This window comes from Enterobacter sp. HNDS-6 (genome assembly GCF_039850505.1).
Lineage (GTDB): Bacteria > Pseudomonadota > Gammaproteobacteria > Enterobacterales > Enterobacteriaceae > Enterobacter > Enterobacter kobei.
On sequence record NZ_CP156673.1, the window covers coordinates 69,364 to 82,474 of the forward strand.

The following is a 13,111-nucleotide window of genomic DNA, read 5'->3' on the forward strand; positions in this document are numbered from 1 at the left end:
CGGCTAAGCCGCTGTCTCTTTCCTAGCAATAACAGTAAGTTACTCAGTTACGATCGTCTGGACCTGCGCAGGACCGGGGTTATACCAGCCCCAACCCGGGTAACCATAACGATAAGGATGCGGACCCCACATCCACGGGTCAATCGGCTGAGGCGGCATGATCACCTGCTGTGCCAGACGCCAGCGTTTATACCCATTGACCTGCATGGTCATGAATTTATAAGGCGTGTTACCGATTTTACCCTGCACGGCGCCGGTTATCGGTCCGACGACGGTCACCAGTTGCCCACGGAAATCAACGGGATCGAGGAAACCACTGACATCCGCATAGATGCGTCCCCGGGAGGCCTCACCCAGTACGGGTCGCGCACCGCTGTCCAGCGGCACGGTAGCAATCTCCAGCCGGGTTTTCCCCTGCTGGTTCTGCACCTCGATCACTTTCCCGCCGAAGCGCGCTTCCTGGCCGACGTAAAGCTCAGGCGCATTCATCACCCGAACCAGATCCTGCTGGGGCGTCGGGCTACTGCCCTTGATCGCATCAGGGACGGATACGCATCCGCTCAGTGCTATGGCAACCGCGCCTGCCATAAAAAGGCGTACTACTTTAGTCTGAACCGCCATGATGCGACTCCTTTTTCTCAGTTCCTGTTACTGAGATTCACTCGCGGCCCGGAAGTTTCTTCCACGCGACGGTGTTTCGCAAATAAACCGGCTCCGCGTGTTCAACGGCAACGGTTTTTCCTGCTGCGAGCAGCTGAGTGGCAATCGGAAGCATGTCTTCCGCCGCTGGCAGCAGCATGTTGCCGTCCACCAGCGTCACGCCAGTGTCGTTCGCCATGTCTGGCCATGCCGGCCAGCCCGTCCCCACGGTCGCCCACTCGCCGGACAGTTGCTTAAGACGTTCAGTGACCGCGTCAGGTTTAAGTACCGCTTCCGTCTCTTCGCCGTGCCAGACGCCGTTCTCATCACGGGTATATTCCGCCCAGTAAACTTCCCCCATGCGGGCATCAATGGCGGCCAGCACGCGGGTGGCGCCCGTCATACGCCAGGCCCCCTGCGCCATCGTCGCAAGCGTAGAGACGCCGATCATCGGCAGGTCAGCGCCCAGCGCCAGTCCCTGAGCAATGCCAATGCCAATACGGACGCCCGTAAAGCTGCCGGGCCCGCGGCCAAAGGCCAGGGCATCAAGGTCGGTTAAGGCGGTGTTGCCCTGAGTTAAAATGTCTTTTACCAGGGGCAGAATACGTTGGGTGTGTTCCCGTGGGCACTCTTCGAAATGAGCAGAAACAGCACCATCACTCAGCAGAGCAACAGAGCAAGCCTCTGTTGCGGTATCAATAGCCAGAATTCGCATCAGTCGTCGCGCTCTCGCAAGGGTCAGTCACAAAATGGCGCGCATCTTAGCACACTCCGGGGCAAATTACTCCGCCGTTGGGTTTGCCAGAAAACGCACCGCGCGTTTTATATCCCGCGTCCGTGGCGCTGGAGGGAGGCTCGCAAGGAAGGTTGCGCCGTATGGGCGCATGACCAGCCGGTTATCGCAGATAACCAGCACGCCGCGATCGGTCACGTCGCGGATTAAGCGCCCTACCCCTTGCTTGAGCGTGATGACCGCCTCAGGCAGCTGAACCTCGTCGAACGGATCGCCTCCGCGCAGGCGGCAGTCTTCCATCCGCGCTTTCAACAGCGGGTCATCCGGGGAGGTAAACGGTAGTTTGTCGATAATGACCAGCGAGAGCGTATCGCCACGCACATCCACCCCTTCCCAGAAGCTGCTGGTGGCAACCAGCAGGGCATTACCGGCGCTGACAAACTGCTGGAGCAGTTGTCCTTTGCTGGTTTCCCCCTGCAACAGCACCGGCAGAGTCATGGTGGCACGGAACTGCTCGGCGAGGTCACGCATCATGGCGTGCGACGTGCAAAGCATAAAGCAGCGGCCGTTGTTGGCCTCAATCATGGGCTTTAGCATCGCCGCCAGATGACGCGCCGCACCCGGCTGGTTTGGCAGCGGTAAATTGCGCGGGACGCAGAGCAGCGCCTGCTTTTCATAATCAAACGGGCTTGGCAGCAGCAGCGACTCCGCCTGCTCAATGCCGAGGCGCTCGGTAAAGTGGTGCAGATCGTCATTCACCGACAGGGTTGCCGAGGTAAAGATCCAGCTTCCCGGTTTCTGCGCCATCACCTCTTTAAATTTATCGGCCACGGTCAGCGGCGTAAGCGCCAGGGTGAAGTGGCGCGAGGTGCATTCATACCAGTAGCTGTACCCTGGCTGGTTGATTTCTTTCAGCCGTTTCAACCGTCCGCGGTACAACGTGGCGCGTTCGAAGGCGGCATCCAGCAGTGCGGAGCGACCAAGCGACAGCTTCGCGACGTCATAACAGAGTTCAAGGGCATCGTCGAGCAGCAGCAGCGCGCGCTGGATGTTTTTGTCCGCCAGCAGCTCGCGCAGGTTGCCGCGATAGCCGGGTTCACCAAGCTGTAAACGGAAATCCTGCGCGCTTTGCGCCAGGCGGTCGGCACACTTCTGCAACTGCTGGGTATCTTTGAGTTCGGTCCGGTAGGCGATGGTGAAATCTTTTGCCAGGTCCTGCAGCTGGCGGCTGGAGAGCGACTGGCCAAAATACTGGCTGGCGATATCCGGAAGCTGGTGGGCTTCATCGAAGATCATGACATCCGCTTCAGGGATCAGCTCACCGAAGCCGCTGTCCTTAACCACCATATCTGCGAGGAACAGATGGTGGTTGACCACCACCACATCGGCATCCATCGCCGTTTTACGCGCTTTCACCACAAAGCAGTCTTTATACAGCGGACAGTCGCTGCCGAGGCAGTTGTCGTTGGTGCTGGTCACCAGTGGCCAGGCAGGAGAGTCTTCCGGCACGCTCGCACAGGTGCTGATATCCCCCTCTTCCGTCTGGTTGGCCCAGGCGCGAAGGATAATCACGTCGCTCAGGGTCTGAACCGGCAGATCGCCGCCCGCCAGCGCCTGCTGTTCAAGGCGCTCCAGGCAAAGGTAGTTAGAACGGCCTTTCAGCAGCGCCAGTCGGCCCTTGTATTTCAGCGCTTTCGCCACGGTGGGCAAATCACGGCTGTAGAGCTGATCCTGCAGCGCTTTTGAACCGGTGGAGATAATGACCTTCTTTTTCGCCCGCAGCGCCGGAGCGAGATACGCGTAGGTTTTCCCCGTGCCGGTACCGGCCTCGACCACCAGCGGCTGCGCCTTGTCGATAGCGTGCGCTACGGCGTGCGCCATCTGCCGCTGAGGTTCACGCGGTTTGAAGCCGGGAATCGCTTGTGCTAACTGACCTTCAGGGGAAAAATCGTCTGCCACGGTGCTCTCTCACTGTATTTTTGCACAGGGATTATGTCAGTCCCGCCTCTCCAGTGCCACCCCAAATAGTGACGACGCCAGCACAATATGGCAGTCTTGCCGCCTGATGACGAAAAATAACGAGGAAACGTTTATGACGATTAAGCGCATTGATGCCGAAGCCCGCTGGTCTGATGTGGTGATCCACAATCAGACGCTCTACTACACTGGCGTACCGGCTAACCTGGACGCGGATGCCTTCGAGCAAACGGCCAACACGCTGGCGCAAATTGATGCCGTGCTGGAAAAACAGGGCAGCGATAAATCCCGCATTCTGGATGCGACCATTTTTCTGGCCAATAAAGATGATTTTGCGGCGATGAACAAAGCCTGGGATGCATGGGTGGTGGCGGGTCACGCGCCTGTACGCTGCACTGTACAGGCCACGCTGATGAAACCGGAGTATAAGGTCGAAATTAAGATTATCGCGGCGGTTTAAGCCCGATCACTCCTCTTGATCTTCTGGATCATCATCTTCGAATCGCGCCACAATCCGCTCGCCGGAATGACTGGCGCGAATCTCCTGAGCGACGACGGTAATCGCCTGTCCGCTGCTCATTCCCTGGGACATCAGTTCCTGAATTCGCTCAACCGCTTTCTGCTGCTGTTCATGGCTCAGAGAAGGTAAACCTGCAAACATCGTCAACTCCTGCTAAATTATTCGCGCTAATTATTTCACGCTGCCCGGTAGTATGCCACACATGAACATGCGCTTCCCCACTGTATTGACGTTGCCCTGGCGTGCTGACGCCGCGGAGTTCTGGTTTGCCCGCATAAGCCACCTTCCCTTTGCCATACTGCTGCATTCTGGCCATGCGGATCACCCCTACAGCCGCTTTGATATTCTGGTTGCCGACCCGCTTAAAACGCTGACAACCGATGACCTGGCGCCGACGCACGATCCCCTGATGCAGCTTCAGCAAGCGCTCAACGCGTTAGGCTTATCCGCCACACCAGACCCGGATCTCCCTTTTCAGGGTGGCGCGCTTGGTCTGTTTGGCTACGATTTGGGTCGCCGTTTCGAAACGCTGCCCGAGCATGCGCAGGCTGATATTTCCCTGCCAGACATGGCCGTGGGGCTGTATGACTGGGCGTTAATTGTCGATCACCAGAAAAAAACGGTTTCTCTGCTGAGCCATAGTGACGTGCAGGCGCGACTGGCCTGGCTTGAAGCGCAACAGCCCGCCCCGGCCCAGACGTTCAGGCTGACCTCCGGCTGGCGCTCGAATATGAGCGAGACGGAATACGATGAAAAATTCGCGCGCGTTCAGGCGTATCTGCAAAGCGGCGACTGTTATCAGGTGAACCTTGCCCAGCGTTTCCAGGCGACTTATCACGGAGATGAGTGGCAGGCGTTTTCCCGTCTTAATGCCAGCAACAAGGCGCCGTTCAGCGCATTCGTACGTCTGCCTCAGGGCGCTATCCTCAGCCTATCGCCAGAGCGCTTTATTCATCTGGCCGAGGGGGTCATTCAAACCCGCCCGATTAAAGGCACACTACCGCGTCTGGCGGACCCCAACGCCGATCGCCAGCAGGCGGAGAAACTCGCCGCATCGCCGAAAGATCGCGCCGAGAACCTGATGATCGTCGACCTGATGCGTAACGATATTGGCCGCGTCGCCGAACCCGGCAGCGTGCGCGTGCCGGAGCTGTTCGTCGTCGAGCCTTTCCCGGCGGTACATCATCTGGTCAGCACCATTACCGCGCGCCTGCCCGCCACGCGCACCGCCTGCGATCTGCTTCGCGCCGCGTTTCCGGGCGGCTCCATCACCGGAGCCCCCAAAATTCGCGCGATGGCTATCATCGACGAACTGGAACCGCACCGCCGCAACGCCTGGTGCGGCAGTATCGGCTATATCAGCCTGTGCGGCACCATGGATACCAGCATCACCATTCGTACCCTGACGGCCTGCGACGGCAATCTGTACTGCTCTGCAGGCGGTGGCATTGTGGCGGATAGCCAGGTCGAGGCGGAATATCAGGAAACCTTTGATAAAGTTAACCGTATCCTGAAACAACTGGAGAACTAACGGTGGAGAAAGAGAACCTGACGCTGGATGATTTTCTGTCGCGCTTTCAGCTTTTGCGACCGCAGGTCAACCGCGCCACGCTGAATCAACGTCAGGCGGCGGTGCTGATCCCGGTGGTGCGCCGGGAGCAGCCGGGGCTGTTGCTGACGCAGCGCTCGCCGCATATGCGTAAACACGCCGGTCAGGTTGCTTTTCCCGGAGGCGCGGTGGACAGCACCGATGCGTCGCTGATCGCCGCCGCGCTGCGGGAAGCTCAGGAAGAAGTGGCCATCCCGCCTGAGGCGGTCGAGGTGATAGGCGTGCTGCCGCCGGTCGACAGCGTGACCGGTTTTCAGGTCACGCCCGTGGTGGGTATTATCCCGCCGGGCCTGCAGTATCACGCCAGCGTCGATGAAGTGTCAGCCGTGTTTGAGATGCCGCTTGAAGAGGCGCTCCGGCTCAGCCGTTATCATCCGCTGGATATTCAGCGTCGAGGGCATGATCATCGGGTCTGGTTGTCCTGGTATCAGCATTATTTTGTCTGGGGCATGACGGCGGGGATCATTCGTGAACTGGCGCTGCAAATCGGCCTGAAACCTTGACTATACTTTACATTCCATCCTTTTTTGCAGGTTTGCGATCCGCGTCGCGCTATTAGCAAAACCCATCGTTAACCATTAGTTTAATTCATGTGAATAGTTAAGCCGAGGTCGGTGTTCCCTCTTACACTATGCGCAGTTATAACATCGTTACTGGAACCCCGGTAACCCTGTCAGGAGTGTGAAAGTGATTAGTATATTCGACATGTTTAAAGTGGGAATTGGCCCTTCGTCTTCCCATACTGTTGGGCCTATGAAGGCCGGTAAACAGTTCGTCGATGATCTGGTCGAAAAAGGATTACTGGAAAGCGTTACCCGTGTCGCCGTAGACGTTTACGGATCACTGTCATTAACGGGTAAAGGCCACCACACCGATATCGCCATTATTATGGGTCTGGCAGGCAATATGCCGGACACTGTTGATATTGATGCCATCCCGGCATTTATCCGCGACGTGGAAACGCGCGGACGCCTGCTGCTGGCTAACGGCCAGCATGAAGTGGATTTCCCGCAGGATGACGGCATGCGTTTTCGCAGCGACAACCTGCCGCTGCATGAAAACGGCATGACCATTCATGCCTGGAGCGGTGAAAAAGAGATTTACAGCAAAACGTACTACTCCATCGGCGGTGGCTTCATCGTGGATGAAGAGCATTTTGGCAAAGACAGCGTTGGCGACGTCAGCGTCCCGTATCCGTTTAAGTCGGCTACCGAGATGTTGGGGTACTGCAAAGAGACCGGTCTTTCCCTGTCCGGTATGGTTATGCAGAACGAACTGGCGCTGCACAGCAAAAAAGAGATTGAAGACTATTTTGCTAACGTGTGGCAAACCATGCGCGCCTGTATTGACCGCGGGATGAACACCGAAGGCGTATTGCCTGGGCCACTGCGCGTGCCGCGTCGTGCCTCTGCCCTGCGCCGTATGCTGGTGACCACGGATAAATTCTCGAATGACCCGATGAACGTGGTCGACTGGGTAAACATGTTTGCCCTGGCGGTTAACGAAGAGAACGCCGCCGGTGGCCGTGTCGTGACGGCGCCAACCAACGGTGCCTGCGGTATCGTTCCAGCGGTACTGGCCTACTACGATCACTTTATTGAGCCTGTCACGCCCGATATCTATATCCGCTATTTCCTCGCGGCAGGGGCCATCGGCGCGCTGTACAAGATGAACGCGTCCATCTCCGGTGCGGAAGTGGGCTGTCAGGGTGAAGTGGGCGTTGCCTGCTCGATGGCTGCCGCCGGTCTGGCTGAACTGTTGGGTGCAAGCCCTGAACAGGTTTGCGTGGCGGCAGAGATTGGTATGGAGCATAACCTCGGTCTGACCTGTGACCCTGTCGCGGGCCAGGTACAGGTACCGTGCATTGAGCGTAACGCGATTGCCTCTGTCAAAGCGATCAACGCCTCACGCATGGCGATGCGCCGTACCAGCGAACCGCGCGTGTCGCTGGATAAGGTCATCGAAACCATGTACGAAACCGGCAAAGACATGAACGCGAAGTACCGTGAGACGTCGCGTGGTGGTCTGGCTATTAAGGTGCAGTGCGACTAATACTCGCTTTCGCCCATCTGCAACGGATGGGCGAATTTCCCCCCTCTTTCTCGTCTCCTTTCGCTTTCCCCACTACACTTTTACTGTTGCGTCCGGCTTTTGGGGCTGGTGGCTTATCAGGCGACCGTTCATGCAAACTGCACAAACGATCATTAAACATTACCGCCGAAAACGCGTTATCGTCTGTGTGACGGTTGCGATCCTTACGCTCATTCTGACCCTGGGCGCTCGCTTTATTTCTCAGCGCAACGTTAACCAGCAGCGGGTACTCGACTTCAGCAGCCATACCGTTCGCTCTCTGGATAATCTTCTCCTTTCGCTGGAAAAACGCCGCAGCGTGTTCCAGCAGCTGGTGGGTCAGCCCTGCCCTCAGGCACATTTGGCCCTGCGAAAACAGGCGGCCATTTTGCAAACGGTACGCTCCATTGCCCTGATTAAAGACGGTATCCTGTATTGCTCCAGTGTTTTCGGCAGCCGTAATATTCCCATCCGCGACTTTCTCCCGGAATTACCCGCCAGCACGCCGAAGCTGATTTTATCGACCGATCGGTGGCTGATGAAGGGCAGTCCGATCTTGATCCAGTGGAACCCGGTGTCCCAGGACGGGGAAGATGGCGTCATTGAGATCATTAATATTGATTTGATCACCAGAATGATACTGGAGCCCGAGCGTCCACTTATTGATGATGTGGCGTTATCCGTGGGCGATCGTTTTTTGCGCTATGGTCAACGGGTCACCGATAGCCTGACTTTCGGAAAGGCTGGCGCGCTTGTTCAGCTGTCATCCACCCACAACCCCTTCTCCATCATCGTCAGCGGGCCAGGTCCAGGAGAGCTGGCCCTGAAGACCCTGCCCGCGCAGCTTCCGTTGGGTCTTATGCTGAGCCTGCTGCTGGGCTATCTCGCCTGGCTGGCGACGGCGAACAGGATGAGTTTCACGTGGGAGATTGATATGGGCATTGCGGCCCGGGAATTCGAGCTTTTCTGCCAGCCGCTGGTGAATGCCCGTACTCAGGCGTGCGTCGGCGTTGAAATTCTGCTGCGCTGGAATAACCCGCGACAGGGGTGGATCTCCCCGGAAGTGTTTATTCCTCTGGCGGAAGAACATAATCTGATTGTCCCTCTGACACGCTATGTCCTCGCCGAAACCGTACGTCAGATAGGCTACTTTCCTTCCAGCGCCGGTTTTCACATCGGCATTAACGTCGCAGCCAGCCATTTCCGTCACGCGGTGTTGTTACAGGACCTGAACCGCCTCTGGTTCAGCGCTAACCCGAGTCAGCAGCTGGTGATTGAATTAACGGAACGGGATGCCCTTCCGGATGCGGAATATCGTATTGTGCGCGAACTGCATCGCAAAGGGGTGAAGCTTGCCATCGACGATTTTGGTACCGGAAACAGCTCCCTCTCCTGGCTTGAAAAGCTGCACCCGGACGTACTAAAAATCGACCAGTCGTTTATCACCGCCATTGGCACCGACGCCGTGAATTCAACGGTGACGGATATCATCATTGCACTGGGTCAGCGACTCAATATCGAACTGGTGGCTGAAGGGGTCGAAACAGAGGAGCAGGCGCGATATCTGCGCCGCCATGGTGTATCTGTCTTGCAGGGATTTTACTATGCGCGGCCGATGCCGCTGAGAGACTTTCCACAATGGCTGGCGGGAAGTGCTCCCCCGCCAGCACAGCATAACGGACACATTGTGCCCTTAATGCCCCTGCGTTAAGCAGAGCTATTCTTCTTCATCGTGGACAGATTGTTCTTTAACAATACGGACCATATCAACGCGATAGTCGTTGGCTTCAACAATGGTAATGTGCAGCGGCGGCAACTCAATCACATCCCCGATACGCGGGATTTGCCCGTTCACGGCGATAACCAGACCGGCAACGGTCGCGATGTCTTCTTCATCGTTGACCACGTTTTCCACCCCGAGCGTGTGCGAGAGCGCGTGCAGGTCGGTCGTGCCTTTAACCAGCCAGCCTTCGCCGTCGGCGACGATCTCAGGCGTTTCGTCGGCATCCGGGAACTCACCGGCAATCGCTTCCAGCACGTCCAGCGGCGTGACCAGCCCCTGCACCACACCGAACTCGTTGGTGACGATAACGAAGCTACCGCGTGCGCGTCGCAACACGCCCAGCAGGTTGATCGGATCCAGCGTTTCCGGCACGACAATCGCAGGCGATGCAGCCGCAATGGCTTCGACGTTGACGCCCTCTTCCAGGGCCACCAGCATCTCTTTCGCGCGCACGACGCCGATGATCTCATCCAGCTCACCGCGACACACCGGGAACAGGCTGTGCGGTGAAGAGAGCAACTGCTGACGAATTTCATCCACGCTCAGGTTCGCATCGACCCAGCTGATTTCCCCGCGCGGGGTCATGATTCCGCGCAGCGAACGGGAAGCAAGGGAGAGCACGCCGTTGATCATGTAGCGCTCTTCTTCTACAAACGCCCCTTCCGGAACCGGCACCGGATTACGGTTTTCAGTATCAGACTGAACGTTCACCTGGCGACGACCGCCCATCAGACGCAGAATGGCATCCGCGGTCCGGGCACGCAGCGGCTGATTCGACTGCTGCTTAATAAAGTTCCGGCGCGCAATCTGGTTGAACAGTTCAATCAGGATCGAGAAGCCAATCGCGGCGTACAGATAACCTTTCGGAATATGGAAGCCAAAACCTTCCGCTACCAGGCTCAGACCAATCATCAGCAGGAAGCTCAGACAGAGCACAACCACCGTCGGATGTTGGTTGACGAAACGCGTCAGCGGTTTCGACGCCAGCAGCATGACCGCCATAGCAATGACCACAGCCGCCATCATCACCGGGAGATGGTTCACCATGCCGACCGCCGTGATTACCGCATCCAGCGAGAAGACCGCATCCAGCACGACGATCTGCAGCACCACCACCCAGAAACTGGCGTAGCCCTTACCGTGTCCATCGTCGTGCTGACGGTTTTCCAGCCGCTCGTGGAGTTCCGTGGTTGCTTTAAAGAGCAGGAATATCCCCCCGATCAGCATGATTAAATCACGCCCGGAGAAGGTGTAATCCATGACGGAGAACAGCGGTTTTGTCAGCGTGACCATCCAGGAAATGACGGAAAGCAGTCCCAGTCGCATGACCAGCGCCAGCGAGAGGCCAATCAGACGCGCTTTATCACGCTGTTTTGGCGGCAGCTTATCCGCAAGGATGGCGATAAACACCAGGTTATCAATGCCGAGAACGATCTCCAGCACCACCAGCGTGAGCAATCCCACCCAGATTGACGGGTCCATTAAGAATTCCATGACAAGCTCCTGCTAAAGGAATGACGAAACGGTGCCCCACTCAACGTGGGCAAAACAGAGGAAGACAGAGTCGGTACATGGCGAGGATCGCCGGTGAAAAAGGCGCAAATTGGCCTGAAATATGACTGACGTCGGTGACGGTCCATATAGTGGGCTGTAGCCCTATACTCCTGAACAGGTAAACGGAGGCTAAACATATCAGAGACACCAGGTTTTAAGCAAAGATTTACGTTCTTTTGCAAAAACGCAATAAGACTAAATTTGTGTTGAGAATTTTCTCGATCGGGAAAGCTAAATTACGGATCTTCATCACATAAATTATTTTTTCACTGTCTAAAATAATTCGCGGAAGTCTTAGTTTTTTGAACTCTAACCCTTATCTGAATCGATTCGGTTCGCCAATACGATTCTCAGTACGTCTGCCCGGCAGGCGTATTAATGATAATAAAAGGAGGTAGCAAGTGACCATTGCTATTGTCATAGGCACACATGGTTGGGCTGCTGAGCAGCTACTCAAAACGGCAGAGATGCTGTTGGGCGAGCAGGAAAACGTCGGCTGGATCGATTTCGTTCCCGGTGAAAACGCCGAGACGCTGATTGAGAAGTACAACGCTCAACTCTCGAAGCTAGATACCAGCAAAGGCGTGCTGTTTCTCGTTGATACATGGGGCGGCAGCCCGTTCAATGCTGCCAGCCGTATTGTCGTCGATAAAGAGCATTATGAAGTCGTCGCCGGCGTTAATATTCCCATGCTGGTGGAAACCTTTATGGCGCGCGACGACAACCCGACGTTTGATGAGCTTGTCGCCCTGGCGGTTGAAACGGGCCGTGAGGGCGTGAAAGCCCTGAAAGCACAGCCGGTTGAGAAACCCGCTCCCGCGGCAGCAGCAGCACCGAAAGTGGCTACACCGGCAAAACCCATGGGCCCGAATGATTATATGGTCATCGGCCTTGCACGTATTGATGACCGCTTAATCCACGGCCAGGTGGCAACGCGCTGGACTAAAGAGACCAACGTTCGCCGCATTATCGTCGTCAGCGACGAAGTTGCCGCCGACACCGTACGTAAAACCCTTCTGACTCAGGTTGCTCCTCCTGGCGTCACCGCGCACGTGGTGGATGTCGCCAAGATGATCCGCGTTTACAACAACCCGAAATACGCGGGTGAACGCGTAATGCTGCTGTTTACTAACCCGACAGACGTTGAGCGCATTGTTGAAGGCGGCGTGAAAATCACCTCCGTGAACATTGGGGGTATGGCGTTCCGTCAGGGCAAAACGCAGGTCAACAACGCCATTTCAGTCGATGCGAAAGATATCGAGGCATTCAACAAGCTGAATGCGCGCGGTATTGAGCTGGAAGCCCGTAAAGTTTCCACTGACCAGAAACTGAAAATGATGGATTTGATCGGTAAAGTTGGGAAATAAGCCCGCGCCGGTTTTTCACATAAAGCTTATGTAATAGGAGAAGTACAATGGAGATTACCACTCTTCAGATTGTGCTGGTGTTCGTCGTCGCATGTATTGCGGGTATGGAATCCGTACTTGATGAATTTCAGTTCCACCGTCCTCTGGTGGCCTGTACGTTGATTGGTGCCGTTCTGGGTGATATGAAAACCGGTATCATCATCGGGGGTACGCTGGAAATGATCGCCCTCGGCTGGATGAACATCGGTGCTGCCGTTGCGCCAGATGCCGCGCTGGCCTCCATCATTTCGACCGTTCTGGTTATTGCCGGTCATCAGAGTATCGGTGCAGGTATCGCTCTGGCCATCCCTCTGGCCGCAGCAGGCCAGGTTCTGACCATTATCGTACGTACCATCACCGTTGCTTTCCAGCACGCGGCGGATAAGGCGGCAGAAAACGGCAACCTCACGGCACTCTCCTGGATCCACGTTTCATCCCTGTTCCTGCAGGCGATGCGTATCGCCATTCCGGCGGTTATCGTTGCGATCTCAGTCGGTACCAGTGAAGTCCAGAGCATGCTGAACGCCATTCCAGAAGTGGTCACCGGCGGTCTGAACATCGCGGGCGGTATGATCGTGGTCGTTGGTTATGCGATGGTCATTAACATGATGCGCGCAGGCTACCTGATGCCGTTCTTCTACCTCGGCTTCGTCACCGCAGCATTCACCAACTTCAACCTGGTTGCACTGGGTGTCATTGGTGCCGTCATGGCGATTCTCTACATCCAGCTCAGCCCGAAATATAACCGCGTTGCGGGTGCCCCAGCGCAGGCTGCTGGTAACAACGATCTCGATAACGAACTGGACTAACAGGTGAGCGA

At 56.4% G+C, this 13,111-nt stretch carries 12 protein-coding genes; 7 read left to right on the forward strand and 5 right to left on the reverse strand.

Translation table 11 applies throughout. From position 1 onward, the window contains the following. Positions 1-39: 39 nt before the first annotated feature. The 3 genes from ABFI50_RS00300 to ABFI50_RS00310 all read right to left on the reverse strand — a co-directional run bounded on the left by ABFI50_RS00300 (position 40) and on the right by ABFI50_RS00310 (position 3,331). Positions 40-621, reverse strand: coding sequence for a Slp family lipoprotein (locus ABFI50_RS00300; protein WP_014884269.1), 582 nt, complete (start codon positions 619-621; stop codon positions 40-42). A 37-nt stretch (positions 622-658) separates the two neighbouring features. After that, positions 659-1,354 (reverse strand): tRNA (adenosine(37)-N6)-threonylcarbamoyltransferase complex dimerization subunit type 1 TsaB, encoded by a 696-nt coding sequence (tsaB, locus tag ABFI50_RS00305; protein WP_014884270.1) that lies wholly within the window; start codon positions 1,352-1,354, stop codon positions 659-661. A 66-nt stretch (positions 1,355-1,420) separates the two neighbouring features. Continuing rightward, entirely contained in the window at positions 1,421-3,331 is a 1,911-nt protein-coding gene (locus ABFI50_RS00310; protein WP_023330632.1) for an ATP-dependent DNA helicase, read from the reverse strand. Between the two features lie 133 nt (positions 3,332-3,464). Between ABFI50_RS00310 and ABFI50_RS00315 the strand changes: the two genes are divergently transcribed. Then, positions 3,465-3,809 (forward strand): RidA family protein, encoded by a 345-nt coding sequence (locus ABFI50_RS00315; RefSeq protein ID WP_014884272.1) that lies wholly within the window; start codon positions 3,465-3,467, stop codon positions 3,807-3,809. Positions 3,810-3,815: 6 nt separating this feature from the next. Here the strand turns inward: ABFI50_RS00315 and ABFI50_RS00320 are convergent, their stop codons facing one another. Continuing rightward, the gene (locus tag ABFI50_RS00320) at positions 3,816-4,010 is read right to left on the reverse strand and encodes a YoaH family protein (RefSeq protein ID WP_014884273.1); all 195 of its coding nucleotides are present in this window, start codon (positions 4,008-4,010) and stop codon (positions 3,816-3,818) included. Between the two features lie 61 nt (positions 4,011-4,071). Here ABFI50_RS00320 and pabB point away from each other — a divergent pair, with 61 nt between their 5' ends. The 4 genes from pabB (at position 4,072) to ABFI50_RS00340 (ending at position 9,259) form a co-directional block, all read left to right on the forward strand. Next, on the forward strand, positions 4,072-5,400 hold the full coding sequence (gene pabB / locus ABFI50_RS00325; RefSeq protein ID WP_045268884.1) for an aminodeoxychorismate synthase component 1: 1,329 nt from the start codon (positions 4,072-4,074) through the stop codon (positions 5,398-5,400). Between the two features lie 2 nt (positions 5,401-5,402). Next, positions 5,403-5,981 (forward strand): CoA pyrophosphatase, encoded by a 579-nt coding sequence (locus tag ABFI50_RS00330; protein ID WP_014884275.1) that lies wholly within the window; start codon positions 5,403-5,405, stop codon positions 5,979-5,981. Between the two features lie 184 nt (positions 5,982-6,165). Beyond that, on the forward strand, positions 6,166-7,530 hold the full coding sequence (sdaA, locus tag ABFI50_RS00335; protein ID WP_023330634.1) for an L-serine ammonia-lyase: 1,365 nt from the start codon (positions 6,166-6,168) through the stop codon (positions 7,528-7,530). Positions 7,531-7,660: 130 nt separating this feature from the next. Further along, positions 7,661-9,259, forward strand: coding sequence for a cyclic diguanylate phosphodiesterase (locus ABFI50_RS00340; RefSeq protein ID WP_045268885.1), 1,599 nt, complete (start codon positions 7,661-7,663; stop codon positions 9,257-9,259). A gap of 6 nt (positions 9,260-9,265) precedes the next feature. On the opposite strand, the gene yoaE is transcribed toward ABFI50_RS00340, so the two are convergent. Continuing rightward, complete coding sequence (gene yoaE / locus ABFI50_RS00345; RefSeq protein ID WP_014884278.1) at positions 9,266-10,825, reverse strand: CNNM family cation transport protein YoaE; 1,560 nt, start codon at positions 10,823-10,825, stop codon at positions 9,266-9,268. A 461-nt stretch (positions 10,826-11,286) separates the two neighbouring features. Between yoaE and manX the strand changes: the two genes are divergently transcribed. Continuing rightward, positions 11,287-12,252, forward strand: a complete 966-nt coding sequence (manX, locus tag ABFI50_RS00350; protein WP_023330636.1) for a PTS mannose transporter subunit IIAB — start codon at positions 11,287-11,289, stop codon at positions 12,250-12,252. 47 nt (positions 12,253-12,299) lie between these two features. After that, positions 12,300-13,100, forward strand: a complete 801-nt coding sequence (manY, locus tag ABFI50_RS00355) for a PTS mannose transporter subunit IIC (protein WP_008500490.1) — start codon at positions 12,300-12,302, stop codon at positions 13,098-13,100. Positions 13,101-13,111 lie beyond the last annotated feature (11 nt).